Origin of the sequence: Streptomyces sp. 5-10 (assembly GCF_014712245.1) — a bacterium.
GTDB lineage: Bacteria > Actinomycetota > Actinomycetes > Streptomycetales > Streptomycetaceae > Streptomyces > Streptomyces violaceusniger.
Map to the genome: position 1 here is coordinate 1 of NZ_JACVYG010000071.1, position 25,203 is coordinate 25,203.

General features: G+C 71.0%; 23 protein-coding genes and 1 tRNA gene. 10 read left to right on the plus strand and 14 right to left on the minus strand.

Going from position 1 to position 25,203, the window contains the following annotated elements:
* The first annotated feature begins 15 nt into the window (after positions 1-15).
* A complete protein-coding gene (locus tag IEJ02_RS42955) occupies positions 16-1,404 on the plus strand; it encodes a class E sortase (RefSeq protein WP_317986067.1) in 1,389 nt (462 codons plus the stop codon).
* A gap of 40 nt (positions 1,405-1,444) precedes the next feature.
* Positions 1,445-2,185, plus strand: coding sequence for a class E sortase (locus IEJ02_RS42960; protein WP_191069745.1), 741 nt, complete (start codon positions 1,445-1,447; stop codon positions 2,183-2,185).
* Between the two features lie 129 nt (positions 2,186-2,314).
* On the opposite strand, the gene pknB is transcribed toward IEJ02_RS42960, so the two are convergent.
* From pknB to IEJ02_RS42990, 6 genes are all read right to left on the minus strand, one after another.
* On the minus strand, positions 2,315-4,333 hold the full coding sequence (gene pknB, locus IEJ02_RS42965) for a Stk1 family PASTA domain-containing Ser/Thr kinase (RefSeq protein ID WP_191069746.1): 2,019 nt from the start codon (positions 4,331-4,333) through the stop codon (positions 2,315-2,317).
* A 167-nt stretch (positions 4,334-4,500) separates the two neighbouring features.
* Entirely contained in the window at positions 4,501-5,973 is a 1,473-nt protein-coding gene (locus IEJ02_RS42970) for a peptidoglycan D,D-transpeptidase FtsI family protein (protein WP_191069747.1), read from the minus strand.
* Positions 5,970-7,382, minus strand: a complete 1,413-nt coding sequence (locus IEJ02_RS42975) for an FtsW/RodA/SpoVE family cell cycle protein (RefSeq protein WP_191069748.1) — start codon at positions 7,380-7,382, stop codon at positions 5,970-5,972. Before IEJ02_RS42975 ends, IEJ02_RS42970 begins: the two co-directional genes overlap by 4 nt.
* A gap of 22 nt (positions 7,383-7,404) precedes the next feature.
* On the minus strand, positions 7,405-9,000 hold the full coding sequence (locus tag IEJ02_RS42980; RefSeq protein WP_191069779.1) for a PP2C family protein-serine/threonine phosphatase: 1,596 nt from the start codon (positions 8,998-9,000) through the stop codon (positions 7,405-7,407).
* Positions 9,001-9,075: 75 nt separating this feature from the next.
* Positions 9,076-9,597: an FHA domain-containing protein FhaB/FipA gene (locus IEJ02_RS42985; RefSeq protein WP_191069749.1), complete on the minus strand. Its 522-nt coding sequence runs from the start codon at positions 9,595-9,597 to the stop codon at positions 9,076-9,078.
* A gap of 10 nt (positions 9,598-9,607) precedes the next feature.
* Positions 9,608-10,453 carry an FHA domain-containing protein gene (locus tag IEJ02_RS42990; RefSeq protein WP_191069750.1) on the minus strand — a complete coding sequence of 282 codons (846 nt, stop codon included), beginning with the start codon at positions 10,451-10,453 and terminating at the stop codon, positions 9,608-9,610.
* Between the two features lie 324 nt (positions 10,454-10,777).
* Here IEJ02_RS42990 and IEJ02_RS42995 point away from each other — a divergent pair.
* Positions 10,778-10,864, plus strand: a tRNA-Leu gene (locus IEJ02_RS42995).
* A 239-nt stretch (positions 10,865-11,103) separates the two neighbouring features.
* Here IEJ02_RS42995 and IEJ02_RS43000 read toward each other — a convergent pair.
* Positions 11,104-11,760 (minus strand): FMN-dependent NADH-azoreductase, encoded by a 657-nt coding sequence (locus tag IEJ02_RS43000; RefSeq protein ID WP_191069751.1) that lies wholly within the window; start codon positions 11,758-11,760, stop codon positions 11,104-11,106.
* Positions 11,761-11,873: 113 nt separating this feature from the next.
* Between IEJ02_RS43000 and IEJ02_RS43005 the strand changes: the two genes are divergently transcribed.
* The 4 genes from IEJ02_RS43005 to IEJ02_RS43020 all read left to right on the plus strand — a co-directional run bounded on the left by IEJ02_RS43005 (position 11,874) and on the right by IEJ02_RS43020 (position 15,291).
* A complete protein-coding gene (locus tag IEJ02_RS43005; protein ID WP_191069752.1) occupies positions 11,874-12,251 on the plus strand; it encodes a winged helix-turn-helix transcriptional regulator in 378 nt (125 codons plus the stop codon).
* Between the two features lie 186 nt (positions 12,252-12,437).
* Entirely contained in the window at positions 12,438-13,973 is a 1,536-nt protein-coding gene (locus IEJ02_RS43010; RefSeq protein WP_223865390.1) for a DUF2252 domain-containing protein, read from the plus strand.
* Between the two features lie 57 nt (positions 13,974-14,030).
* Positions 14,031-14,894, plus strand: a complete 864-nt coding sequence (locus tag IEJ02_RS43015) for a hypothetical protein (RefSeq protein ID WP_370467231.1) — start codon at positions 14,031-14,033, stop codon at positions 14,892-14,894.
* 43 nt (positions 14,895-14,937) lie between these two features.
* Positions 14,938-15,291 carry a rhodanese-like domain-containing protein gene (locus IEJ02_RS43020; RefSeq protein ID WP_137978727.1) on the plus strand — a complete coding sequence of 118 codons (354 nt, stop codon included), beginning with the start codon at positions 14,938-14,940 and terminating at the stop codon, positions 15,289-15,291.
* Between the two features lie 79 nt (positions 15,292-15,370).
* On the opposite strand, the gene IEJ02_RS43025 is transcribed toward IEJ02_RS43020, so the two are convergent.
* The 6 genes from IEJ02_RS43025 to paaA form a co-directional block, all read right to left on the minus strand.
* Positions 15,371-16,519 (minus strand): acyl-CoA dehydrogenase family protein, encoded by a 1,149-nt coding sequence (locus tag IEJ02_RS43025; RefSeq protein WP_191069753.1) that lies wholly within the window; start codon positions 16,517-16,519, stop codon positions 15,371-15,373.
* A gap of 95 nt (positions 16,520-16,614) precedes the next feature.
* On the minus strand, positions 16,615-17,721 hold the full coding sequence (locus IEJ02_RS43030) for a 2Fe-2S iron-sulfur cluster-binding protein (protein WP_191069754.1): 1,107 nt from the start codon (positions 17,719-17,721) through the stop codon (positions 16,615-16,617).
* Complete coding sequence (gene paaD / locus IEJ02_RS43035; RefSeq protein WP_191069755.1) at positions 17,721-18,266, minus strand: 1,2-phenylacetyl-CoA epoxidase subunit PaaD; 546 nt, start codon at positions 18,264-18,266, stop codon at positions 17,721-17,723. Before paaD ends, IEJ02_RS43030 begins: the two co-directional genes overlap by 1 nt.
* The gene (gene paaC, locus IEJ02_RS43040; protein ID WP_191069756.1) at positions 18,260-18,961 is read right to left on the minus strand and encodes a 1,2-phenylacetyl-CoA epoxidase subunit PaaC; all 702 of its coding nucleotides are present in this window, start codon (positions 18,959-18,961) and stop codon (positions 18,260-18,262) included. Before paaC ends, paaD begins: the two co-directional genes overlap by 7 nt.
* Entirely contained in the window at positions 18,958-19,254 is a 297-nt protein-coding gene (paaB, locus tag IEJ02_RS43045) for a 1,2-phenylacetyl-CoA epoxidase subunit PaaB (RefSeq protein ID WP_191069757.1), read from the minus strand. The genes paaC and paaB overlap by 4 nt, the downstream gene beginning before the upstream one ends.
* Entirely contained in the window at positions 19,251-20,201 is a 951-nt protein-coding gene (gene paaA, locus IEJ02_RS43050; RefSeq protein WP_191069758.1) for a 1,2-phenylacetyl-CoA epoxidase subunit PaaA, read from the minus strand. Before paaA ends, paaB begins: the two co-directional genes overlap by 4 nt.
* Positions 20,202-20,425: 224 nt before the next feature.
* On the opposite strand from paaA, the gene IEJ02_RS43055 reads away from it, so the two are divergent.
* The 3 genes from IEJ02_RS43055 to IEJ02_RS43065 are packed head-to-tail and all read left to right on the plus strand — an operon-like array spanning position 20,426 to position 23,224.
* Entirely contained in the window at positions 20,426-21,238 is an 813-nt protein-coding gene (locus IEJ02_RS43055; RefSeq protein WP_191069759.1) for a DUF5819 family protein, read from the plus strand.
* Complete coding sequence (locus IEJ02_RS43060; RefSeq protein ID WP_191069760.1) at positions 21,235-22,467, plus strand: HTTM domain-containing protein; 1,233 nt, start codon at positions 21,235-21,237, stop codon at positions 22,465-22,467. The genes IEJ02_RS43055 and IEJ02_RS43060 overlap by 4 nt, the downstream gene beginning before the upstream one ends.
* A 4-nt stretch (positions 22,468-22,471) precedes the next feature.
* Positions 22,472-23,224: a TrmH family RNA methyltransferase gene (locus IEJ02_RS43065; RefSeq protein WP_191069761.1), complete on the plus strand. Its 753-nt coding sequence runs from the start codon at positions 22,472-22,474 to the stop codon at positions 23,222-23,224.
* A 236-nt stretch (positions 23,225-23,460) separates the two neighbouring features.
* Here the strand turns inward: IEJ02_RS43065 and paaN are convergent, their stop codons facing one another.
* Complete coding sequence (paaN, locus tag IEJ02_RS43070; protein WP_191069762.1) at positions 23,461-25,185, minus strand: phenylacetic acid degradation protein PaaN; 1,725 nt, start codon at positions 25,183-25,185, stop codon at positions 23,461-23,463.
* Positions 25,186-25,203 lie beyond the last annotated feature (18 nt).

Here is a 25,203-nt window from a genome sequence, read left to right on the forward strand (position 1 = left end):
ACCGCGTCGCTCTCCGTGCCGCCGCCCACCGGCCGCAGGCGGCGCGCCCGCCCGGCCGCCGCGGGGCCGGAGGAGGCCGCTGAGGCGGCCGAGCCGCCCACAGGGCGCAGACGCGCCCGTACGGCGGCCTCAGGGGCGGAGGAGGCCGCCGACGAGCCGCCCACCGGGCGCAGGCGTGCCCGCGCAGTCCCCTCGGGGCCGGAGGAGGCGGCTGAGGCGGCCGGACCGCCCACGGGGCGCAGACGCGCCCGTGCGGCCCCCACGGGGCCCTCAGGGCCCGCACACGCCGCCCAGATGCCCATCCGCGCCCCGGGGCCGTACCCACACTCCGGCGAGACGGCCCCACGGTCCGCCGAGGCGTCCGCGCGCGCACCGGAGGCCGCCGAGACGGCCGTCCTGCCCCCGGTGGGGTCCCGGGGCGACGACGAGACGGTCGCCCTGCGCGCCGTGGAGGCGCCGCCCGCCGACCGGACCATGCTGCTGCGCAAGGTCGAGGCGGACCGGGACGGTGATCCCGAGCCCGCGCCCGGTGGCCGGGCCGCCCGCCGTAAGGCCGCCCAGGGGGCCGGGAAGCGCGCCGGAAAGCATGGCTCACGCGCCGCCCGGCGCGGCACGGCGGAGGCGGGCGCCACACGGGCCGCGGAGGGCGCGGGGAGCGCGGGGAGCGCCGGTGACGCCCGGCCCCGCACCCGTATGGAGGCCAAGCGCGCCGCGCGGGCGCGCAAGGACAGCCCAGGGGTGGTGGCGAGCCGGGTGGTCGGCGAGCTGTTCATCACGCTCGGCGTGGTGATGCTGCTCTTCGTCACCTATCAGCTGTGGTGGACGAACATCCTCGCCCATCAGCAGGCCAACGGCGCCGCCAACAACCTCCAGAAGAAGTGGGACGAGAGCGGCGACGAGCGGGACCCGGGCACCTTCTCCCCCGGGCAGGGGTTCGCGATCATCTACATCCCCAAGCTGGATGTGAAGGCCCCGATCGCGGAGGGCATCGACAAGCACAAGGTCCTCGACCGCGGCATGGTCGGCCACTACGGCAAGAGCCCGCTGAAGACCGCCATGCCGTGGGACAAGAAGGGCAACTTCGCGCTCGCCGGGCACCGCAACACCCATGGCGAGCCGTTCCGCTACATCAACCGCCTCAAGCCCGGCGACGAGATCGTCGTCGAGACGCAGAGCCGGTACTACACCTATGCGATGAGCAGCATCCTGCCGCAGACGCCGCCGTCCAACACGGGCGTCATCAAGCCGGTGCCGCCCGGCTCCGGCTTCACCAAACCCGGGCGGTACATCACGCTGACCACCTGCACCCCGGAGTTCACCAGCACCTACCGGATGATCGTCTGGGGCAAGATGGTCGAGGAGCGGCCGCGTAGCGAGGGAAAGCCGGACGCGCTGGTCGAATGAGCGGGAACAGCCGGGAAACCAGAAAAAGGGGTACGACGCGGTGGCACGCACCGACCACGACGAGCGGCAGGACCGGCACACCGGCCCGCCCGCAACGCCCAGCCGCCGTCCCGGCCGTGGACGGGTAGCGGCGGTCATCGCCGTCTTCGGCGAGCTGCTGATCACCGCGGGGCTGATCCTCGCCCTGTTCGTCGTCTACTCGCTGTGGTGGACCAACGTCCTGGCGGACCGTGAGGCGAAGAAGCAGGGCGACCGGGTGCGCAAGCACTGGGCGCAGCAGGGTCCGGGCAAGCTGGACACCAAGAGCGGCATCGGCTTCCTGCACGTACCGTCCATGCACAACGGCGAGGTGCTGGTCAAGAAGGGCACCAGCACCGAGACGCTCAACGACGGCGTGGCCGGCTACTACACCAAGCCGGTCAAGTCCGCGATGCCGTGGGCCAAGAAGGGCAACTTCAGTCTGGCCGCGCACCGGGACGGGCACGGCGCGAAGTTCCACAACATCGACAAGGTCCACGAGGGCGACCCGGTGGTCTTCGAGACCCGCGACACCTGGTACGTCTACAAGGTCTACGCGACGCTGCCGGAGACCTCGAAGTACAACGTGGACGTGCTGGACGCGGTCCCGAAGGAGTCGGGCCGGAAGCGGCCGGGCCGCTACATCACGCTCTCGACCTGCACCCCCGTCTACACCTCCCGTCACCGCTACATCGTGTGGGGCGAACTGGAGCGCACCGAGAAGGTCGACGCGGACCGCACGCCCCCCAAGGAACTGCGCTAGCGTCGGCTCCCTGGAAGCCCCGGGCACGAAAGAGGCCCCGAGCCCCGAGAAACCCCGAGCACGGGGAAGCCCCCGGCACCCTGAGAAGGTGCCGGGGGCTTCCCCGTGTCACGGTGCTTGGGAAGTCGGCTAGAAGCCGTTCTGGCCGCCGAAGATGCCGCCGCCGTTGTCCCCGCCGCCGTTTCCGCCGTTGCCACCCTGTCCGGCGACCGTGATGAGGTTCACGGACTGGCCCTTGGGCACCTGGGTGCCCGCGCCGGGCTGGCTGGCCACCACGGTGGCGTTGTCGTCCTGCGGACCGGCGATGTTGCCCACGTTGAGGCCCAGGTCCTGGAGCGCCTTCTTGGCGTCCTTGAGCTTCTGGCCGCCCAGGTTGGGCACCGGCACGTTCTCCTCTTGTGCGGGCTCCTTGGCGACGGTCAGCGTGACCGTCGAACCGGGCAGGACCTCCTGGCCGCCCTTGGGCGTCTGGTCGGTGACCGTGCCGGCCTCGACGTCGCCGTTCTCGACCTCCTGGGTCTGGACCTTGAGGCCCTTGTCCTGGAGGGAGCTCGTGGCGTCCTCGACCTTCTGCGTGGTCACGTCCGGGACGACGACCTTCTGCTGGGCCTCGGCGACGGTCAGGGTGATCGTGGCGCCCTTCGGGACCTTCTTGCCGCCCTTCGGGTCCTGGTCGATCACCTTGCCGGCGGTCTGGTCCGACTGCTCGGTCTTCTGCTCGACGTTGAAGCCCTTGGCCTCGAGCTGTTGCTTGGCCGATTCGTACTGCACGTTCAGGACGTCGGGCACCTCGACCCTGGCCGCGGGCTTGGGGCCCTTGGACATGGTCAGCTCGACCGTGCCGTACCGCTTGACCTCGTCGCCGCTCTTGGGGGTCTGCTCACAGACGGTGTTCTTGTCCGCGTTCTCGCAGAACTTGGAGCCGACGTTCTTGACCTTGAAGTCGCCGTTCTCCCCTTGGCTCTTGGCGTCCTCGAACGTCTTGCCGACGAGGTTGGGGACCGAGACCATGTCGTCGTTCTTACCGCCGGAGAAGAGCGACTTCCCGATGAAGATCGCACCGACCAGCACCAGTATCCCGGCGAGGATCAGCAGGATCGTGGAGAGGTTGCTCTTCTTGTCGTTGCCCCCGCGCCCCCGGCCGCGGTCCGGCCGCTCGTCGTAGCCGAAGCCGCCGTCGTCCTCGCGCATCGGCGGGAGCATCGAGGTCTGCGCCCCGGCGCCGGAGTTCTGCGGCCGCAGCATCGCGGTGGGCTGGTCGTCGGAGCCGTAGCCGACCGCGCCCAGCGCGGCGGTGGCGGCCACCGGCTGGCCCTCCAGGGCCGCCTCGATGTCGGCGCGCATCTCGTCGGCCGACTGGTAGCGGTAGTCGGGGTCCTTGACCAGCGCCCGCAGGACGATGGCGTCCATCTCCGGGGTGATCTCGGGGTCGTACGTGCTCGGCGGCTGCGGTTCCTCCCGCACGTGCTGATAGGCGACCGCCACCGGGGAGTCGCCCACGAACGGCGGCCTTACGGTCAGCAGCTCGTAGAGCAGACAGCCGGTGGAGTACAGGTCGCTGCGCGCGTCGACGGTCTCGCCCTTGGCCTGCTCGGGGGAGAGGTACTGGGCGGTGCCGATGACGGCTGCCGTCTGCGTCATGGTCATACCGGCATCGCCCATGGCCCTGGCGATGCCGAAGTCCATCACCTTGACCTGGCCGCTCCGGGTGAGCATGACGTTGGCCGGCTTGATGTCACGGTGGACGATGTTGTTGCGGTGCGAGTACTCGAGGGCCTGGAGGATGCCGGTCGTCATCTCCAGTGAGCGCTCGGGGAGCAGCTTTCTACCCGAGTGAAGGAGCTCACGCAGCGTGGAACCGTCGACGTACTCCATCACGATGTACGGGATCGAGACGCCGTCGACGTAGTCCTCGCCGGTGTCGTAGACCGCGACGATCGCGGGATGGTTGAGCGAGGCGGCCGACTGGGCCTCTCGGCGGAACCGGGCCTGGAAGGACGGATCGCGGGCGAGGTCCGCCCGGAGCGTCTTCACAGCGACAGTACGGCCGAGGCGGGTGTCGTGCGCGAGGTAGACCTCCGCCATGCCACCGCGGCCGAGCACTGAGCCCAGCTCATACCGGCCGCCGAGGCGACGCGGCTCTTCCATAGCTACTCCAGCCCTCTTCCGTGGTTCCCGGCCGCACCCTGTGGGGCCGGCGAAGTGCTGCTCGCGCATACCGTACCCGGCACGTCTTACGGGACCCGGCCTCAGTGGCTATCTGATACCGGACCGGTACGGCGACGTGCGGGATTGATATCCGGACGTGACGGGGGTCACTTGTCGCGCTCGGTTTCCAGTACGGCCTGCATCACGCTCTTGGCGATCGGCGCGGCCAGCTTGCCACCGGCGATGTCGCCGCGGAGGGTGTTGGACCCTTCGATGACGACCGCGACCGCGACCGGCGAGCCGTCGTTCCCCTTGGCGTAGGAGATGAACCACGCATAGGGGTTCTTGCTGTTGGCCACGCCGTGCTGCGCGGTACCGGTCTTGCCACCGACCGTGACGCCCGGGATCTGGGCGCTGGTGCCGGTGCCCTCCTTGACCACGGTCTCCATCATGCTCTGGAGCTTCTGGGCGTTCTCCGAGCTGAGCGGCTGGCTCATCTGCTCCGGGTCGGTCTGCTCGATGGTGTTGAGGTTGGGGGCGCGCAGCGAGTCGACCATGTACGGCTTCATCAGCTTGCCGTCGTTGGCGACCGCGGCGGCGACCATCGCCATCTGGAGCGGGGTGGCCCGGTTGTCGAACTGGCCGATGGCCGACATCGCGTTGCCCGGCCGGTCCATCTTCTCGGGGTAGACGCTGGCGTAGGCGCGGACGGGGGTGTCGACCGTCTCGTTGAAGCCGAACTTCTCGGCCTGCTCCCGCATCTTCTCCTTGCCGAGGTCGTCACCGAGCTTGCCGAAGACCGTGTTGCAGGAGTAGCGGAGCGCCTGCCGCAGCGAGGCGTTCTCGCAGGGGATGTTCCCCTCGTTGGGCAGGTTTTGGGTGGACAGCGGGAGCTTCCAGGGCACCGGGGATTCGGTCGGCCCGTCGATGTCGGTGTACTTGCCGTTCTCCAGCGCGGCCGCGGCGGTGACGACCTTGAAGGTCGAGCCGGGCGGGTAGGTCTGACGGAGCGCCCGGTTGAGCATCGGGTCGTCCTTGTCGTTCTTCGGCTGGAGCCCGAGCCACGCCTTCTTGTCCTTGGAGGTGGCGCCCGCGATCTTCGACGGGTCGTAGCTCGGGGTGGAGGCGAGGGCGAGGATCTTGCCGGTGCGCGGGTCGAGCGCGGCGACGGCGCCCTTCTTGTCACCGAGGCCCTTGAACGCGGCCTCCTGGGCCTTGCGGTTCAGGGTGGTGATGACGTCGCCGCCCTTCTGCTTCTTGCCGGTGATCATGTCGATCGTCCGGTTGAAGAAGAGGCGGTCGTCGTTGCCCGTGAGGATGCCGTCCTCGATGTTCTCGATCTGGTTGGCGCCGTACGCCTGCGAGGCGAACCCCGTGACCGGCGCCCACATGGGGCCGTCCTTGTAGGTGCGCTTGTACTTGAAGTCGATGCCGTTGGTCTCGGCGGATCCGGTGATCGGCTGGCCGTCGACGATGATGTTGCCGCGCGGCTGGCTGTAACGGGCGATCAGAACCCGGTGGTTCCCATCGTGGTTCTTCAGCTCGTCGGCCTGGACGTACTGGATCCAGTTGTCCCGCACCAGCAGGGCGAGGACGAGGAGTCCGCAGAAGATCGCGATTCGGCGCAGGGGCTTGTTCACGGTCGGACCACCTGGGTCATCTCGGCGTCTGTGGTGGGAGCGGGCGTCGGCGCCGGGCGGCGCGCGGTGTCGCTGACCTTGATCAGGATGGCGACGAGCGCCCAGTTGGCGATGACGGACGAACCACCCTGCGCGATGAACGGCATGGTCATACCGGTCAGCGGGATGAGGCCCATCACACCGCCCGCCACGACGAAGACCTGGATGGCGAAGGCCGCGGACAGGCCGATGGACAGCAGCTTGCCGAACGGGTCACGGGCGGCGAGGGCGGTGCGCACACCGCGCTCCACGATCAGGCCGTAGAGCAGCAGAAGCCCCATGGTGCCCGCGAGCCCGAGCTCCTCGCCGACCGTGGCCAGGATGAAGTCGGAGTTGGCGGCGAAGCCGATGAGGTCGGAGTTGCCCTGGCCGAGGCCGGTGCCGAAGACGCCGCCGGAGCCGAAGGCCATCAGCGCCTGGGCGATCTGGTCACTGCCGCCGTTCTTGGCCACCTCGAAGGGCTGGAGCCATGCGTCCACACGCGACTGGACGTGCGGTTCGAAGGTGGCGACGCCGACCGCGCCGGCCGCGGACATCAGCAGACCGAAGACGATCCAGCTGGTGCGCTCGGTGGCGACGTACAGCATCACGACGAAGAGGCCGAAGAACAGCAGCGAGGTGCCCAGGTCGGTCTCGAAGACCAGGATGAGGATGCTCATCCCCCAGACCACCAGGATCGGGCCGAGGTCGCGGCCGCGCGGCAGGTACAGCCCCATGAAGCGGCGGCTGGCCAGGGCGAGCGCGTCCCGCTTGACCATCAGATAGCCGGAGAAGAACACGGCGATGATGATCTTGGCGAACTCACCCGGCTGGATGGAGAAGCTGCCGAGGGTGATCCAGATGCGGGCGCCGAAACGCGCTGGGAAGAACATCGGAAGGATCAGCAGGATCAGCGCCGCCACCATGGAGATGTAGGTGTAGCGCTGGAGGATGCGGTGGTCCTTGAGCAGGATCAGGACGCCGACGAAGAGGGCGACGCCCAGCGCCGAGTAGATCAGCTGGTTGGGGGCCGAGGGCGAGAAGACCATGCCGGCGTCCTTCGCCCGCTGGGCCAGCCGCCTGGACTGGTCCAGCCGCCAGATCAGCACCAGGCCAAGACCGTTGAGGAGGGTGGCGATCGGCAGCAGCAGCGGGTCCGCGTACGGCGCGAACTTCCGGACCACCAGATGGCCGACGCCTGCCAGCAGACCGAGCCCGAGGCCGTAGCTGAGCATGCCGGAGGGCATCTCGTCGCTGAGCGCCAGGCCCGCGTTGGCGTAGGCGAAGACCGGAATGATCACCGCGAAGACGAGCATGGCCAGCTCGGTGTTCCGCCTGCTCGGCGGTCCGGCCGTACTGATCGTCGTCGTGTTGGTCGTACTACTGCTCATGGGTGGACGGCCCCTTACGGCTTCACTGCTGGGTGCTGCTGCACTGCGGGACCAACTTCTTCTCCTCCTCCGAGAGGGTGGGGCCGGGCTTCGGAGTGGGAGACGTCGTCGGCGTGGGCTTGGTGGTGGCCTTGGCGGCCTGCGTCCCGAGCTGGTTCTCGGTCTTCTGGCCGCCGGGCTTGCCGCTGCTGCTCTGGGACGGGTCGGCGCTGCTGGAGGCACCGCCACTGGGTGCCTTGTCGCCCTTGCCCTTGTCGCCGCCGGTGAGGTCCTTCTGGCTCTCCTCGGCCTTCTGCTGGGCATCGGCCTTCTTACAGGCGCTGGCGAGGGTGGCGAGGTCCTTGGTCTTGTCCTGGGCCTGGCCCAGTCCGCTGACCGTGATGGTGTCCTCCACACGGCCGCGCTGGTCGGCCGGGAGGTACTTGAGTTCGATCTCGCGGTGGTCCTCATGGACCTTGTTGAGCTTGATCCAGGCCAGATCCTGGCTGATGCCCTGGTAGATCGCGACATGGTCGCCGTTGGAGCCCACGTAGTACTGCGTCTGGGTCCAGCGATAGCCGCCGTAGAGGCCGCCGCCGATCACGGCGAGGCCCAGCACGATGAAGAGCGACCGCTTGGCCCATGTCTTGCGGCCGCTCTTCTTGGTGAAGTCACCGTCGGCGTAGTCGCCGTAACCGCCCTGCGGCATACCGCCGATGGCCGGATCGCCGCTGCCGGGCGGCCCGAAGCCGCCGTGCGCGTCGCCCTGCTGCGGCGGTACGGACCGGCCGAGCTCGGCGGCGCGGCCCGCGGGGGTGTGCGCGGCGCCGCCGTCCCCGAGCGGGATCTGGTTCTCGGCGACCGCGCCCACGATCACGGGGGTGTCGTTGAGCTGGGCGGCGAGGGTGTCGGCGCCGTCGACGTCGAGGACGTCGGCGACGATGCAGGTGATGTTGTCGGGGCCACCGCCGCGCAGGGCGAGCTGGATCAGCTCCTGCACGGTCTCGTGGGGGCCCTGGTAGCTGGCGAGGGTCTCCTCGAGGGTCTGGTGGCTCACGACGCCGGACAGGCCGTCGGAGCAGATCAGATAGCGGTCACCGGCCCGGACCTCGCGGATGGACAGATCGGGCTCGACGTGGTCGCCGCTGCCCAGCGCGCGCATCAGCAGGGAGCGCTGCGGGTGGGTGCCCGCCTCCTCCTCGGTGATCCGGCCCTCGTCGACCAGGCGCTGCACCCAGGTGTGGTCCTGGGTGATCTGGGTGAGCACCCCGTCGCGCAGCAGATACGCGCGCGAGTCGCCGACGTGCACCAGACCGAGCCGCTGGCCGGTCCACAGCAGGGCGGTGAGCGTGGTGCCCATGCCCTCGAGCTGCGGGTCCTCCTCGACCATGACGCGCAGCTGATCATTGGCCCGCTGCACGGCAGTGCCGAGGGACGTCAGGATGTCCGAGCCCGGGACGTCGTCGTCGAGCTGGACCAGGGTGGAGATCACCTCGGAGCTGGCGACCTCGCCGGCGGCCTGGCCACCCATGCCGTCGGCGATGGCGAGCAGCCGGGGACCGGCGTAGCCGGAGTCCTCGTTGCCCTCCCGGATCATGCCCTTGTGCGATCCGGCCGCGAAACGCAGTGACAGACTCATGCGCACCTCGCCCGTCGGCTCCGGGTACAGCCCCTTGCCAACCACGCTGCCCACCCTCCGGTCGTCATGGTCCTACTACTTCCGCAGCTCGATGACGGTCTTGCCGATACGGATCGGCGCACCCAGCGGAATCGGTGTCGGCGTGGTGAGTCGGGTCCGGTCGAGATAGGTGCCGTTGGTGGACCCGAGATCCTCGACGATCCACTGGCCGTCACGGTCCGGGTAGATCCTGGCATGCCGACTGGAGGCGTAGTCGTCGTCCAGCACGATTGTTGAATCGTGCGCACGACCGAGGGTGATGGTCTGCCCTTGCAGGGCGACCGTGGTGCCGGTGAGCGTGCCCTCGGAGACCACCAGCTTGGTGGGGGCACCGCGGCGGCCGCGGCCCCCGGACTGCTGGCGCTGCTGCGGCGGCGTGCTCTGCTGCCGCTGCTGCTGCGGTTGCGGCCGGTCGGGGGCGCCGCGCCGCGCCGAACCGCGCTGGGTCACGCGGGTCCCGAACAGGTCGCTGCGGATGACCTGGACGGCCACGATGACGAACAGCCACAGTACGGCGAGGAAACCCAACCGCATGACCGTGAGGGTCAGCTCTGACATTGCCCCCGCTTCACCCTTCGGCTTGCCGGTAAACGATGGTGGTGCTGCCCACGACGATCCGCGAGCCGTCGCGGAGCGTAGCGCGCGTGGTGTGCTGTCCGTCCACCACGATGCCGTTCGTCGACCCGAGATCCTGGATGGTCGGTGGGGTTCCGACCCGGATCTCGCAGTGTCTGCGGGAGACACCGGGATCGTCGATCCGCACGTCAGCGTCGGTGGAGCGGCCCAGGACGAGCGTGGGACGGGAGATCTGGTGGCGGGTGCCGTTGATCTCGATCCAGCGGCGGGTCTGACCCTGCGGCTGGGCTCCGACGCCGGCCGCCGCTCCGCCGCCGCGGGGCGCCGGGCGGGCGCCGGGGGGCGTGGAGGGCATCGGCGGGGCACCGGCGGGCTGGGCGGGGTAGCCGTAACCGCCGGGGCGCTGTTGCGGGGCCGCTCCGGCGCCGGGGCGGCCCGCCGCCTGCTCGGGGCTCTGGGACTCGCTGGAGGCCAGGGTCCGGCTGCGCACCCGGTACAGGCCGGTGTCGAGGTCCTCGGCCTTCTGCAGATGCACCTTGATGGCGCCCATGAAGGTGTATCGCTGCTGCTTGGCGTAGTCGCGGACCATACCGGCCAGCTCGTCGCCGAGCTGTCCGGAATACGGGCTGAGCCGCTCGTAGTCGGGCGCGCTCAGCTCGACGATGAAGTCGTTGGGGACGACCGTCCGGTCGCGGTTCCAGATCGTGGCGTTGTTGTCGCACTCACGCTGGAGCGCGCCGGCGATCTCGACCGGCTGGACCTCGGACTTGAACACCTTGGCGAAGGTGCCGTTCACGAGGCCCTCGAGACGCTGCTCGAAGCGTTTCAGTACTCCCACCGGGCACCTCCTTCCTCAGTCGTGCTCTGCGTCGTCCTGGTACTGCTTACTGATCGTATCCACGCGTCGGGAAATCGGGTGGTTCCCCTTCCTGGCCCTGTGGAGCAGTGTCACCTCTCACAGGGATCGTAGAGGTGCCCTGACGACAGTGTCCCGCAACCGTGACGCTCTACGGACGGGTGGGGGCGGGGGCCTCGGTAACGGGTGTGATTGCACCCCGAGGAGCGTGCTAGTGTTCTGGATGTCGGAAGGCGCTCCACGCGAACCGGACGGATCAAGAAGATCGGGCCGGGGAGCGGCGAGTGGCCGGATGGCAGCACCCATGCGCGGGTGGCGGAATAGGCAGACGCGCTGGATTCAGGTTCCAGTGCCCGAAAGGGCGTGGGGGTTCAACTCCCCCCTCGCGCACCAGTCGGAGCGGGTCTCTCCGGAGTGACGAAAGTCGCTCGGAGGGGCCCGCTTCGCGTTTGCGGCGGTTTTGCGTGTGTGGCGGCTTGGCGTGTGCGGCGCGGGCCTCCTGGGGCTCCCGGTGGGACTCCCGGACGAACGGCAGGGGCCTCCCCGGGAAGAGGAGGCCCCTGCCGTCCGGAATTCGCGCGACCGGATCGGTTGGGTCGGGCGGATCGACCGGATCGGTCGGATCGGTCGGATCAGGCGGCGGCGAAGCGGGTGGCGAGCTCCTTGGCCTTGGCCGCGGCCTCCTCGTGGGCCTTCGCCTTGGAGGCGTCCGAGAGCTCGACCAGGTCGGCCATGGCCGGATTGCTGCGGGCCAACGTGAGTTCCGGCACAACGAACGTGACATCGAGACCGAGCCCGTCACCCAGGGCCTTCCCGAGGTAGTTCGTCACGAACTCGAAGCTCTCCCGCGGGGTGCCCGGGCCGTAACCGCCGCCACGGCTGGCGACGACGACCGCCGGGGTGCCCGAGGTGGTGGTCTGCTCGGCGCCCGAGGTGCGACCCATGATGATCACGTGGTCCAGCCACGCCTTGAGGGTGGAGGGGATCGTGAAGTTGTACATCGGGGCGCCGATCAGGACCACGTCGGCCTGCTCGAGCTCACTGGCAAGGGTCTCCCGCAGGGCGAAGGCCGAGTGCTGCTCGGGGGAGCGCTGGTCGGGAGCGGCGAAACCGGCGGCGGCCGCGAGGCCGTCCAGGTGCGGCAGCGGCTCGGCGGCCAGGTCGCGATAGATCACCGTGCCGTTCGGGTGCTGGGCTTCCCATTCCTTGCGGAAGGTGGCCGTGACCGAGCGGGAAGCGGAGGCTTCACCGGGGAAGACAGAGGTGTCGAGGTGCAGAAGAGTCGGCATGGATGCCTCCAGTGACAAGGCTCGGGAGGAGCCAGTAATACCTACGTACCTACGGAAGGCACAGTAGCTTACTTTTTCGTAGTCCCGAACTGGAACGCAGTACTCTGTATTCCATGGCGAAGGATCGTGGGGAACACAACGAGCAGGCCTGCAAGCAGGTCGACGGCGAGATGACACGGTTCTTCGAGCTGTTCGGCAAGCGATGGACGGGGCTGATCGTGGCCGTGCTGACGGAGCGGGGGGCGTACTTCGCCGACCTGCGGCGGGCCATTCCGGGGATCAGTGAGCGGATGCTGTCGGACCGGCTCACCGAGCTCTCCACGGCGGGCCTGGTGGTGCGGGAGGTCGATGCCGGGCCGCCGCTGCGGGTGGCCTACCGGCTGACGGACGCGGGGAAGGCGCTGGAGCCCGCGCTGAAGGAGCTGTCGCGGTGGGCGGAGAGCCATCTTCCCTCGGGTGGCGAGGACTGCCCGAAGCAGTTCCGGGGCTGAGCCGGATCACTTTCTGATCTGGGGGTCGGCCTCCTGGATCCGGGGCTCGCCCCGTGATCTGGGGTTGGCCTTCTGATCTGGGGTTTCGCCGTGATCGTCAAGGTTTTCCACAGGCTCTGACGGGGTGGGGCGACAGGGGGTACGGTCGGCTCAGTCGATGTCGTGTGCGAGAAGGGCGGGGGCGCGATGACGGACGACCGGAGCGTTGAGGGCGACGGAAGCCTTGACGGCGACGGAAGCGGCGAGGGCGGCCGGGGCGGCGGAAGCGGCGCGCGGGGGCCGGGCGGCGGGGATGGCGCGGGTGGGGTGGCCCGGCGGCTGCCGCCGGTTCCGGGCTTCGCCGTGTGGCGCGGTGAGGGGCCCTCTCCCCGGCAGCGGGGCAAGGCGCTGCGCAAGAGCGTGCCGCGCTCGGCGCATGCCGAGCCGCCGGGGGACGCCGGGCGGCCGGATCCGGTGGCGGCGGTCGAGCGGTCCAACGCCGGGCGGCTGCCGGAGCTCACCCCGATCCGAGTGGGACGGATGGCCGCGACCCCCTTCTCCTTTCTGCGCGGGGCCGCCGGGCTGATGGCGCACGACCTCACGACCACGCCGGTGACCGGTATCGGGGCCCAGCTGTGTGGCGATGCCCACGCCGCCAACTTCGGGATCTACGGGGATGCGCGCGGTGGCCTGATCATCGATCTCAATGACTTCGACGAGACCGTCCACGGTCCGTGGGAGTGGGATGTGAAGCGGCTCGCGGTCTCGCTGGTGCTGGCGGGCCGGGAGGCGGGCGCCGACGAGGACACCTGCCGTGCCGCCGCCCAGGACGCGGTGGGCGCCTACCGACGCACGGTGCGGCTGCTGGCCAAGCTCCCGGCGACGGAGGCGTGGAACGCGATCGCGGACGAGGAGCTGGTCTCCCACACGGACGCCAAGGACCTGGTGGGCACGCTGGAGCGGATTTCCGAGAAGGCCCGGCGGAACACCAGCGCGCGGTACGCCGCCCGGTCCACCGAGCCCGTGCCGGGCGAGGAGGGTTCCTCCGGCCGGCCGGCGGCCCGGCGCTTCGTGGACGCGCCCCCGGTGCTGCGCAGGGTGCCGGACGAGGAGGCGGCGGCGGTGGCCTCGTCGCTCGCCGGGTATCTGGGCACGCTGCCGGAGGACCGGCTGCCGCTGCTCTCGCGGTACGAGGTGCACGATGTGGCGTTCCGGGTGGTCGGCACGGGCAGCGTGGGCACCCGCTCCTATGTGGTGCTGCTGCTCGACCACCGGGGCGAGCCGCTGGTGCTCCAGGTGAAGGAGGCGCGCCCCTCCGCGCTGCTGCCGCATGTGGCGAAGGCCGGCTTCGAGGTGCCGGATGTCACACACGAGGGGCGGCGGGTGGTGCTCGGCCAGAAGCGGATGCAGGTGGTCAGCGACATCCTGCTGGGGTGGACCACGGTGCGGGGGCGGCACTACCAGGTGCGGCAGTTCCGCAACCGCAAGGGAAGCGTGGACCCGGCCGCCCTGGCCGCGGACCAGATGGACGACTACGGGCGGATGACCGGGGCCCTGCTGGCCCGGGCGCACTCCCACAGCGCGGACCCCCGGATGCTGGCCGGTTACTGCGGCAAGGGGGAGGAGCTGGACGAGGCGGTGGCCGCCTTCGCGGTGGCGTACGCGGATCGCACGGAAGCGGATCACTCCGCGCTGGTCATGGCGGTGCGCAATGGGCGAATAGCGGCCGAGATGGGGGTGTGAGGCGCGGGCGGGGGTGTGACCTCCATCGCCGATCACCGCCGGACGTAGTCTGAGCGGGTGACGAATCCGGAAGCGCAGCAGCAGGCACAGCAGTCGGTGTCGGACGCGGAGCCCCAGGCGGAGTCGCACGACCGGTCGCGGGAGGAGGCTCAGGCCGCCGAGCGGCTGGAGCGGGCGGTGCGCGCGGCCGAGCAGGCGCTGATCGAGTTCGAGATAGCGGTGGAGACCTTCCGGGTGGAGGTGGAGAACTTCTCCCGGCTGCACCACCAGCGGCTCGGACCCATGTACTCGCGCCTGGACGAACTGGACGCGCTGATCGCCGAAGCGCTCGCGGCCCGCACCGGCGACCCGGAGGACATCCGCAAGGCCCGTGAGGCGCGGGGGCTGGTGCAGCCGATGCCGGGCGTGGAGGAGCTGTTCCACGGCTGGATCGACTCGGAGGGGCTCTCGCCGGAGGCCGCCGCGATGCTCACCGAGCGGCCCGTGCAGCCGCCGCCGCGGGTGCGGCCGAGCGAGGAGGCCCGCCGGATCTACCGGGAGCTGGCCCGTAAGGCCCATCCGGATCTGGCCGAGGAGGAGGCCGAGCGGGAGCGGCGCGGTGCCTTCATCGTGCGGGTCAACGCGGCGTACGCGGCCGGGGACGAGGAGGCGCTGCGGGCGCTGGCCGAGGAGTGGGAGGCCGGTCCGCCGCCGCCGGAGCGGCGGGCGAGCCGCAGCGAGGAGCTGTACGCCCGGCTGGAGTGGCTGGCCGAGCGCAAGGAGATGCTGGCCGCGGTCGCCGCGGAGCTGGAGTCGAGCGCGATCGGCGCGATGATCAAGATGGCGCCCGAGGACCCCGATGGGCTGCTGGACGAGATCGCCGAGCAGTTGCTGGCCCAGGCCGCGGAGAAGGAGGCCCGGCTCGCGGAGCTGGTGCGGTAGTAGGTTTGCCGCGGTTGCCGATGTCGTGTGAGAGGTGTGTCTGATGCATTTTGCCCAGCTTCCCCAGGTGGAGGCGGCGGCGGTACCGGCCGATGGTCTTCTGCTGGACGTCCGGGAGGACGACGAGTGGGCGGCCGGGCATGTCGAGGGCGCGCTGCACATCCCGATGGGCCAGGTCGTGGCGCGGTTCGACGAGCTGACCGCGGCGGCCGGCGAGGGGCGCCGGGTGCATGTGATGTGCCGGGTCGGCGGCCGCTCCGCACAGGTGACGCAGTATCTGGTCGCGCAGGGGCTGGACGCGGTGAATGTGGACGGCGGGATGCTCGCCTGGGACGCGGCGGGCCGGCCGATGGTGAGCGGCCCCGACGGCACCGCCGAAGGGGCCTTTGTGCTCTAGAAGTTTCCCTACTGATCTTCCCCGCTGACCTTGCCCGCTGAGCGGCGGGGCGCGCTGATCGGGCGCGGGGGCGAGCTGATCAGCCGAGGGGGTGGGCGGCGAGGAGTTCGCCCAGCGCCTCCTCATGGGCGGCGGCGGACCCCAGCGAGAGCTCCAGCTGCTTGCCCCAGGCGTGGTAGCGGTGCAGCGGGTAGTCGGTGACCGCGCCGAAGCCGCCGTGCAGATGCTGGGCGGTCTGGACGACGCGGCGCACGCCCTCGGCGGCCCAGATCTTGGCGACGGCGACATCTCCCGCGATGGGCAGCGCCCCGCTCACCGTGGGCCGCTCCTCGTCCAGGGACAGCCGCCAGGCCGCCTGCCACAGCGTGGCCTCCATGGCCCGCAGATCGATATAGCGGTCGGCGGTCTGCACGGCGACCGCCTGGAAGGTGGCGAGTGGGAAGCCGAACTGCTCGCGCTGGCTCACATACGAGCTGGTGAGGTCCAGCACCGCCGAGCCGAGGCCCAACGCGAGGGCGCAGGTGCCGGTGGTGAGGAGATCGCGCAGCCATTCCCAGGCGCCGTCCGCGGTCAGCACCTCGCGGTCGGCGAGCCGCACTCCGTCCAGCCGGACCTCGGCTTGCCGCTCACCGCTGGTGGAGATCTGCTCCTCGAGGGCGACGCCCTCATGGTCGCGAGGGACCAGGGCGAGGACCGTACCGCCCTCACCGGTGTGGGCCGGGACCAGTACGCGATCGGCGCCATGGGCCCAGGGGACGGCGGTCTGGGCGCCGTCCAGCACCCAGCCCTCGCCGTTCCGCCGTGCCTGGACGGCCAGTTCGGCCGGGCCATGGCCGGTGCGGCCGCTGGAGGCCGCGGTGAGGACCAGTTCACCGCGGGCGGCCCGGGGCAGTACGTCGGCGCGCAGTTCGTCCCCGCCGTAGCGCTGTACGGCCAGTGCGGCGGCGCTGGACTCCAGCAGTGGCACCCGGGCCAGTACCCGGCCGCATTCCCGCAGCATCAGGCAGAGGGCGAGCGGGTCCAGGCCCGAGCCGCCGTACCGGGGGTCGAGGGTCAGCCCCAGCAGATCGCCCTCGGCGAGCTTCCGCCACAGCGCGCGGTCGAAGTCGTCGGCGACGGCGCCCGCGGTCAGCGCGGGACTGGGCACGCTGTCCGGCGTGACGGAGGAGAAGACGGCCTTCGCCGCCTCGACGGCCGCCTGCTGCTCCTCGGTGAAGGTGAAGTCCACTGTCCGTACCTCCCGCGCCGCGGCTTTATCTGACGGCCCGTCAAGATAGAACAGGTTCTACAAGAAGGGAACGCCGGTGCCGCGCCCGGGGCCGGTCAGCGGTCGAAGTCCAGCTCCACCCGCTCGCCCACCGGATGGGACTGACAGGCCAGCACATAGCCCGCCTCCACCTCGTCCGGCTCCAGCGCGAAGTTCCGGTCCATCCGCACCTCGCCCGAGACCAGGAAGGCCCGGCAGGTGCCGCAGACCCCGCCCTTGCACGCGTACGGCGCGTCGGACCGATTGCGCAGCACGGTCTCCAGCAGTGGCTCCCCGTCCTGGACCGGCCAGGTGCCCGAGCGGCCGTCCAGGGTCGCCGTGACCGAACTGTGCGAGGCGGCCAGGGCCGGGCCCGGTATAGGGACGCCTTCGCCGGGGGCCGCGTCCACATGGAAGATCTCCTGGTGGACCCGGCTGCGGGAGACTCCGAGGCCGCGCAGCGCCCGCTCGGCGGCACGCACCAGACCGTAGGGCCCGCACAGGAACCAGCCGTCCACCGAGGCGACCGGCAGCAGCGCCGGGAGCAGCCCGGTCAGCCGCTCCTCGTCGAGCCGCCCGGAGACCAGCCCGGCCTGCTGCTCCTCCCGGGAGAGCGCGCACACCAGCTGGAACCGGTCGGGCCAGCGGTCCTTGAGGTCGGCGACCTCCTCCAGGAACATCGTCGAGGCCGCGGTGCGGTCGCTGCGGATCAGACAGAAGCGCGCCTCGGGCTGCCGGCGGAGCAGTGTGGCGGCGATGGACAGCACCGGGGTGATACCGCTGCCGCCGACGACCGCCGCGAAGTGGCCGGGGCGGGGCTCCAGGACGAAACGGCCGGCCGGGGCCATCACCTCCATGACCTCGCCGACCGCCAGCTCCTTGAGGGCATAGGTCGAGAACTCACCGCCCTCGACCAGCCGCACCCCGATCCGCAGGGACTCCGGGCCCTCCGCGCCCGGGGCCGGGGTGCAGATCGAGTACGTCCGGCGGATCTCCGCGCCATCGGCGAACCGGCGCACCGCGATGTGCTGCCCCGCCGCGAAGCGGAACGTCTCCCGCAGCGCGGGCGGCACCAGGAGGGTGACCGCCACCGCGTCATCGGTGAGCCGGTCGACCGCCGCCACCCGCAGCGGGTGGAACGCGCCATGGCGGGGCGCGACCCGCTTCACCGCCTCCGCGGCCATCACAACTCCTTGAAGTGGTCGAACGGTTCGCCGCAGGCCGCGCAGCGGCGCAGCGCCTTGCAGGCGGTGGAGGAGAAGCGGCTGAGCAGCTCTGTCTCGGTCGAGCCGCAGTGCGGACAGCGCACGGCCAGGGCCACCGGGACCGGGCCGTCCGCCGTCGCGTCGCGCGGCGCGGGCGGCGCTATGCCGGACTCCGCCAGCTTGCGGCGGCCCTCGGCGCTGATCGCGTCCGTCGTCCAGGGCGGGGAGAGGACCGTGCGCACGGCGACCTCGGGGACGCCGTGGTCATGGAGCACCCGCTCGATATCGGTGGCCATAGACTCCAGCGCCGGGCAGCCGGTGTAGGTGGGGGTCAGCTCGACCTCGACCCGGCCCGGCCCCAGCAGCCGCAGCCCGCGCATCACCCCCAGCTCGGCCAGGGACACCATCGGCAGCTCCGGGTCCGGCACGGATCCGGCCAGCCGCAGCAGCTCCTCCTCGAGCGGGGTGAGGGTGGTGCCGGACGCGGGAGGCGTGGGCGCCGCGGAGGGCCCGGGCGTCACCATGTCGCCCCCGGGTGGCTGCGGTGCAGATGCTGCATCTCGGCGAGCATCCGGCCGAACGGCTCGGTGTGGATGCCCTGGCGCCCCGCTCCGGCCGCCCAGCCGCCGCGCCGCGGCCCCTCGGGCACCGCCAGGGTGGCGCGCTCCAGGACCGAGGTGATCCGGGTCAGCCAGGCGTCGTGCAGGGTGTGCCACTCCACCTCGCACCCCTCGACCGGCTCGAAGAGCTCACCGGTGAACCGCCAGAGCGCGTCCAGGCCCCGCCGCATCCGCTCATGGCTCTCGTCCGTGCCGTCGCCGAGCCGCAGGGTCCAGTGCTCGGCGTGGTCGCGGTGGTAGGCCACCTCCTTGACCGCCTTGGCGGCGAGCGGGGCGAAGGGGCCGGAGCCGCGCGCCAGCCGCTCGTACAGCAGCTCCTGATAGGTGGAGAAGTAGAGCTGACGGGCGATGGTGTGGGCGAAGTCCCCGTTGGGCTGCTCGACCAGCTGGACGTTGCGGAACGCCCGCTCCTCGCGCAGATACGCCAGCTCGTCCTCGTCGCCGGCGAGGGAGAGCAGCACCCGGGCCTGGCCGAGCAGGTCGAGGGCGATATTGGCGAGCGCCACCTCCTCCTCCAGCACCGGGGCGCGCCCGGCCCACTCCCCCAGCCGGTGGGAGAGCACCAGCGCGTCGTCGCCCAGGGCGAGGGCCGCGGTCATAGATGCCGCACCCCCTCCGGAATGGCGTAGAAGGTGGGGTGGCGGTAGGGCTTGTCGGCGGACGGCTCGAAGAACGGATCCCGCTCGTCCGGGGAGGAGGCGGTGATCTCGACGGACGGCACCACCCAGATCGAGACGCCCTCCGAGCGGCGGGTGTACAGATCCCGTGCGTTCCGCAGAGCCATTTCCGCGTCCGGGGCGTGGAGGGATCCGGCGTGGGTGTGCGACAGCCCGCGCCTGCTGCGGACGAACACCTCCCACAGCGGCCACTCGGCGCTCGGGCTGCCGCTCATGCCTGTGCCTCCCCGTGCTTGGCCGCGTACGCCGCGGCTGCCTCGCGCACCCAGGCGCCTTCCTCATGGGCCCGGCGCCGCTGGGTGATCCGCTGGGCGTTGCACGGCCCGTTTCCCCGCAGCACCTCGCGGAACTCGTCCCAGTCGATCGGGCCGAAGTCGTAATGCCCCCGCTCCTCGCTCCACCGCAGCTCGGGGTCGGGGAGGGTGAGGCCGAGGGATTCGGCCTGGGGGACGCAGATGTCGACGAAGCGCTGGCGCAGCTCGTCATTGGAGTGGCGCTTGATCTTCCAGGCCATGGACTGCGCGGAGTGGGCCGATGCGTCGTCCGGCGGGCCGAACATCATCAGCGACGGCCACCACCAGCGGTCCACCGCGTCCTGCGCCATGGCGTGCTGGGCCTCGGTGCCCCGGCTCAGGGCCAGCAGCAGCTCGTACCCCTGGCGCTGGTGGAAGGACTCCTCCTTGCAGATGCGGACCATCGCCCGTGCGTAGGGCCCATAGGAGCAGCGGCACAGCGGTACCTGGTTGGTGATCGCGGCGCCGTCCACCAGCCAGCCGATGGCGCCGACGTCGGCCCAGGTCAGCGTGGGGTAGTTGAAGATCGAGGAGTACTTCTGGCGGCCGCTGTGGAGCTTGTCCAGCAGCTCGTCCCGGCTGGTGCCCAGGGTCTCCGCCGCGCTGTAGAGATACAGGCCGTGGCCCGCCTCGTCCTGGACCTTGGCCATCAGGATCGCCTTGCGCCGCAGCGAGGGGGCGCGGGTGATCCAGTTCGCCTCCGGCTGCATGCCGATGATCTCGGAGTGGGCGTGCTGCGCCATCTGCCGCACCAGCGTGGCCCGGTACTCATCGGGCATCCAGTCGCGCGGCTCGATGCGCTCGTCCGCGGCCACGGCGGCGTCGAACACCGCCTCGTACGCTCCCGCGTCCGCCGCCATCGTCGTCATGCGAAGCCCCTCCGCCATTCGTCTCCGCCGACCGGCCAGCCGACCGACCGATCGTTCGGTTCAATGGTGTGCTGAGGAACGTAGGGTGTCAACCCTGTGGATAACGCTGAGGACGCTGTGCCGAGTGGTTCCGCATCGGTACGGTGCCGGGGGCGTGGGGGCCACGGGGGCGCGCGGCCGACCGGCGTGCGCGAAGACCTGGACCATCGGGAGCGGGGCGGGGTATGGCGGACACGGAGCCGGAACCGGCGGAACGGGAGCCGACGGGACCGGAGCCGCACATTGGGGAGCCGACGGACCCCGAACCGACGGATCCGGAATCGACGGAATCGAAACCGAGGGGGTCGGAACCGGCAGAATCGGAACCGGCGGAATCGGCGCCGGTCGGCGACGCGGTGGAACCGCTCAGCACGCTCTCCCTGCCCGCACAGCTGATCATCGCGGTGGCCATCGCGGTCGCCGCCGTCGCCGCCGCGATCCATCTCTCGGCGGCCTTCCTGAACGTCTCACCGCCCAACACCCTCACCAAGCGGCACGGCGCGGCGATAGACGACTACGTCTATCCGGAGTTCGAACGGGTCTGGAAGCTCTTCGCCCCCAACCCGCTCCAGCAGAACATCGCCGTCCAGGCCCGCGCCGAGATCCGCACCTCCGACGGCGGCACCGCGACCACCGGCTGGCGTGACCTCTCGGCCCAGGACGGCGCGGCTATCCACCACAACCCGCTGCCCAGCCACACCCAGCAGAACGAGCTGCGCCGCGCCTGGGAGTTCTACGTCGGCTCGCATGACGTGCGGGAGCGGCCGCAGGGGATGCGCGGCAACCTCTCCGAGCAGTACATCCGCCGGATCGTGATGCTCCGCCTCGGCCGCGAGGAGGACGGCGGCACCGTGGAGCGAATACAGGTGCGCTCCGCGACCACTCCGGTGGCCCCGCCGCCCTGGAGCGACGAGAAGATCGACACCAAGACGGTCTACCGCACGCTGCCGTGGTGGACCGTGACCTCCGATGACCTCCCGGAGGCGAAGCGCCGGTGACCCCCTCCGCCCGTCTCCAGACCGCCGTGGCGCATGGCTACGCGCGCGTCACCGCGTCCGCGCTCGGCCCCCGGCAGAGCGCCGTCGTGCGCATCGGCTTCTCCTTCACCTGGCTGCTCTTCCTGGTGCGCGAATGGCCCCACCGCCGGGAGCTGTACGGGCCCGACGGCCCCTGGAACTGGGACATGGCCGCGCGGCTGATCGACGGCAACCGCGCCTTCAGCGCGCTCATGTGGTCCGACAGCGCGGTGTGGTTCGAGATCGTCTACGCCCTCGCCATCGTCTCCAGCGCGCTGCTGCTGGTGGGCTGGCGCACCCGCACCATGTCCGTGCTGTTCATGATCGGGGTGCTGTCGCTGCAGAACCGCAGCATCTTCGTGGGCGACGGCGGCGACAACCTCATCCATCTGATGTCGATGTATCTGGTGCTGACCCGGTGCGGGCAGATGTGGTCCCTGGACGCGCGCCGGGCGGCCCGGCGGGCGGACCGCGCGTGGCCGCCGCGTGACACCACCGGAATCGTGCTGTGGGCCGTCACCGGGACCGCCCTGCTCTGGGCGCAGCTGTTCACCGAGGCCAGGCTCTCCCTGACCGCGGACGGTCCGCTGCCCGGGCTGGGCTGGGCCACCGTCCTGTGGGGGCTGTGGCTCGTCCAGGCCGGGTGGTGGTTCGTCAGGCGTTACGCACCGGGGGAGCCGCGCACCGTATCGGACGCGCTCGCCAATGTGGCGCACAACGGCGCTCTGCTGGTGATCATGGCCGAGGTGTGTCTGCTGTACGCCTCCGCCGGGTGGTACAAGATCCAGGGCTCGCGCTGGCAGGACGGCACCGCCCTCTACTACCCGCTGCACCTGGACTACTTCTCGCCCTGGCCGTGGCTGGCCGACATCATGGCGTCCAGCGGCACCCTGGTGATGGTGCTGACCTACGGCACGGTCATCGTCCAGGTGGCCTTCCCGTTCACCCTGCTCAACCGGCGGGCCAAGAACGCGATGCTGGTCCTGCTGATGATGGAACACCTCGGTATCGCCGTGATGCTGGGGCTGCCCTTCTTCTCGCTCGCCGTGATCGCTGCGGACTCCGTCTTCCTGCCGACGAACGTCCTGCGCTGGGCCGAGGCGCGGCTGGGCCGGGCCCGGGACCGGCTGGCGGCGCGCGCGGTCCGGCTGCCGGGGCAGCGAGCGCGGGAGAGCGACGAGGAAACCCCGGCCGGCACCCTCGTACGCTGAGGGGATGATCGATGACGAGTCCGCGTGGGCCGTACGGCACTGGCGCGCGACGGCACCCGACACCGTGCTGCTGGACGGCTTCCACGCGCTGAAGCACGCGCTGCGGTTCGGCGCGGAGGTGCGGGCCGCGGTCACCAGCGACAAGGCGGCCGCCGTGGAACTCGCCGAGGACCTGGCCGACGACCTCACCGGGGTGATCGCGGACCTTCTGGTGGAGGTGGATGCCGGGACCCTGCGCGATCTGGTGCCCAGGGTGCACCCCACACGGGTCGCCGCCCTGGCGGTCCGGCGTGGCCGCCGGGCGAACCTGGACGAGCTGTCCCAGCGCCCCCGGCGGGCCCCCGTGGTCGTCCTGGACAACCCCCGCAACCTGGGGAACGTCGGGGCCGTGGTCCGGCTCGCCGCCGGGTTCGGGGCCACGGGCGTGGTCACCACCGGCGATATCGATCCCTGGCATCCGAACGCCGTGCGCTCGGGCGCCGGGCTGCACTTCGCCACCGCGGTCGAGCGGCTGCCGGGCGACGCGCTTCCGGAGGGGCCGCTGTACGCCCTGGACCCGGAGGGGGAGGACATCCGGTCCATGGCCATCCCCGATGACGCGCTGCTCGCCTTCGGCTCCGAGCGGCACGGGATCTCGCCGGAGCTGCGGAAGCGGGCCACGAGGCTGGTGGCCCTCCCCATGCGGCCACAGGTGTCCAGCTACAACCTGGCCACCAGCGTGGCCATGGCCCTCTTCCACTGGGGCGGCCCCGCCTAAGCGCTCCGCTGGAAGTGCCGCGATGCGTCGTCGGCCGTCTGCGGCGCCGTCGTGGCTGGTCCCACGCGGCGGAGCCGCATATCGACACAGCCGTGCGGCGGAGCCGCACCTCGACACAGCCCCGCGCCCCTTCGGAGCGCTGCCGAACCAGAGCGGACTTCCTCCGACCTGCTGAGGCCCCGCCTGGACCAGATCCGGGTGGGGTGTGCGCGAACACGCCCCACCCGCTGGACCCGTCACTCCGCCGGGCGGCGGACCTCGACCATCCGGAAGCGCCCGGCCACGAACGCCCCGTCGCACAGCGCGGCGTTGGCCGACGGGTTGCCGCCCGTGCCGTGGAAGTCCGAGAAGGCCGCGGTCTGGTTCACATACACCCCGCCGGTCAGATTGAGCGACAGCTGGGCGCACTCCTCCAGACACGCCTCCTCGATCAGCCGCTCCGCCTCCGGCGAGGTGGTGTACGCCCCGACCGTCATCGCGCCCTTGTCCCTGGTGGTCCGGCGCAGCAGCGCGACCGCGTCCTCCGTGGAGTCGACGGCGACGGCGAAGGAGACCGGGCCGAAGCACTCGGCCAGATAGGGCGCGTCCGCGTCCGCCCCCTCCCAGAACTTCCGCGCGCCGTCCGCCTTGACCATCAGCGGCGTGCGGACCGTGGCGCCCGGGAAGTCGGGGTGGGTCACCGTGCGGGAGGCGAGGGCGACCGCGCCAAGGCCGGGGGCGGCCTCCAGCCGCTCCTGGACCCGCGGGCCCACGATCGCGCCGAGCAGCGCGCTCGCCCGTGCGTCGTCGCCCAGCAGCCCGTCCACCGCCGCCGCCAGGTCGGCCACCACCTCGTCATAGGTCTTGGGACCGGCGTCGGTGGTGATGCCGTCGCGGGGGATCAGCAGATTCTGCGGGGTGGTGCACATCTGGCCGCTGTAGAGGGACAGGGAGAACGCCAGGTTGGCGAGCATGCCCCGGTAGTCGTCGGTGGAGTCGATCACCACCGTGTTGACCCCCGCCTTCTCCGTGAAGACCTGGGCCTGGCGGGCGTGGGTCTCCAGCCAGTCGCCGAAGGCGGTGGACCCCGTGTAGTCGATGAGGCGGATCTCGGGGCGGACGGCGAGGACCTTGGCGATCCCCTCGCCCGGCCGCTCGGCGGCCAGCGCCACCAGATCGGGGCTGAACCCCGTCTCCTTCAGCACCTCGCGCGCCACCTGGACGGTCAGCGCCAGCGGCAGCACGGCCTGGGGGTGCGGCTTGACCAGCACCGGATTGCCGGTGGCGAGCGAGGCGAAGAGGCCCGGGTAGCCGTTCCACGTCGGGAAGGTGTTGCAGCCGATCAGCAGGGCGATGCCGCGCGGGACGGCCGTGAACGTCTTGCGCAGGCGCAGCGGGTCGCGCTTGCCCTGCGGCTTGGACCAGTCCGCGGCGCCCGGAGTGCGGGTCTGCTCGGCGAACGCGTACGCCACCGCCTCCAGGCCGCGGTCCTGGGCGTGGGGGCCGCCGGCCTGGAACGCCATCATGTACGCCTGTCCGCTGGTGTGCATGACGGCCTGGGCGAACTCATGCGACCGGGCGCCGATCCGGGCCAGGATCTCCAGGCACACCATGGCCCGCGTCTCGGGACCGGCGTCCCGCCAGGCGGCCATCCCCGCCCGCATGGCGGGGAGGAGCACCTCGATGTCCGGGTGCGGATACTCCATGCCCATCTCCGCTCCGAACGGAGAGACCTCGGAGCCCGTCCAGCCGTCGGTGCCCGGCTGGTCCAGCTCGAAGCGCTTGCCGCGCAGCGCCTCGAACGCCGCCTGGCCCTCGGCGACGCTCAGGCTCGGGCGCCCGCCCTGGCCCTCGCCGCCGTAGGCCTTGGGGTGCTCGGGGTGCGGGGACCAGTAGGCGCGGGTACGGATCGCCTCCAGGGCCTGGTCGAGGGTGGGGCGGTGCTCTTGCGTCAACTGCGCGGTGGTGAGTGCGGCGGTCACGACTGACCAACTCCTCGT

Excerpts from the sequence above, each read along its gene's own strand:
- IEJ02_RS43005 (WP_191069752.1), top strand. The coding sequence starts at position 11,874 with ATGGCGAAGGATCGTGGGGAACACAACGAGCAGGCCTGCAAGCAGGTC.
- paaB (WP_191069757.1), bottom strand. The coding sequence starts at position 19,254 with ATGAGCGGCAGCCCGAGCGCCGAGTGGCCGCTGTGGGAGGTGTTCGTC.
- paaD (WP_191069755.1), bottom strand. The coding sequence starts at position 18,266 with ATGGTGACGCCCGGGCCCTCCGCGGCGCCCACGCCTCCCGCGTCCGGC.
- IEJ02_RS42975 (WP_191069748.1), bottom strand. The coding sequence starts at position 7,382 with ATGAGCAGTAGTACGACCAACACGACGACGATCAGTACGGCCGGACCG.
- IEJ02_RS43055 (WP_191069759.1), top strand. The coding sequence starts at position 20,426 with ATGGCGGACACGGAGCCGGAACCGGCGGAACGGGAGCCGACGGGACCG.
- paaC (WP_191069756.1), bottom strand. The coding sequence starts at position 18,961 with ATGACCGCGGCCCTCGCCCTGGGCGACGACGCGCTGGTGCTCTCCCAC.
- IEJ02_RS42985 (WP_191069749.1), bottom strand. The coding sequence starts at position 9,597 with ATGTCAGAGCTGACCCTCACGGTCATGCGGTTGGGTTTCCTCGCCGTA.
- pknB (WP_191069746.1), bottom strand. The coding sequence starts at position 4,333 with ATGGAAGAGCCGCGTCGCCTCGGCGGCCGGTATGAGCTGGGCTCAGTG.
- IEJ02_RS43030 (WP_191069754.1), bottom strand. The coding sequence starts at position 17,721 with ATGGCCGCGGAGGCGGTGAAGCGGGTCGCGCCCCGCCATGGCGCGTTC.
- IEJ02_RS42980 (WP_191069779.1), bottom strand. The coding sequence starts at position 9,000 with ATGAGTCTGTCACTGCGTTTCGCGGCCGGATCGCACAAGGGCATGATC.
- IEJ02_RS43065 (WP_191069761.1), top strand. The coding sequence starts at position 22,472 with ATGATCGATGACGAGTCCGCGTGGGCCGTACGGCACTGGCGCGCGACG.
- paaA (WP_191069758.1), bottom strand. The coding sequence starts at position 20,201 with ATGACGACGATGGCGGCGGACGCGGGAGCGTACGAGGCGGTGTTCGAC.
- IEJ02_RS43000 (WP_191069751.1), bottom strand. The coding sequence starts at position 11,760 with ATGCCGACTCTTCTGCACCTCGACACCTCTGTCTTCCCCGGTGAAGCC.
- IEJ02_RS43020 (WP_137978727.1), top strand. The coding sequence starts at position 14,938 with ATGCATTTTGCCCAGCTTCCCCAGGTGGAGGCGGCGGCGGTACCGGCC.
- IEJ02_RS43010 (WP_223865390.1), top strand. The coding sequence starts at position 12,438 with ATGACGGACGACCGGAGCGTTGAGGGCGACGGAAGCCTTGACGGCGAC.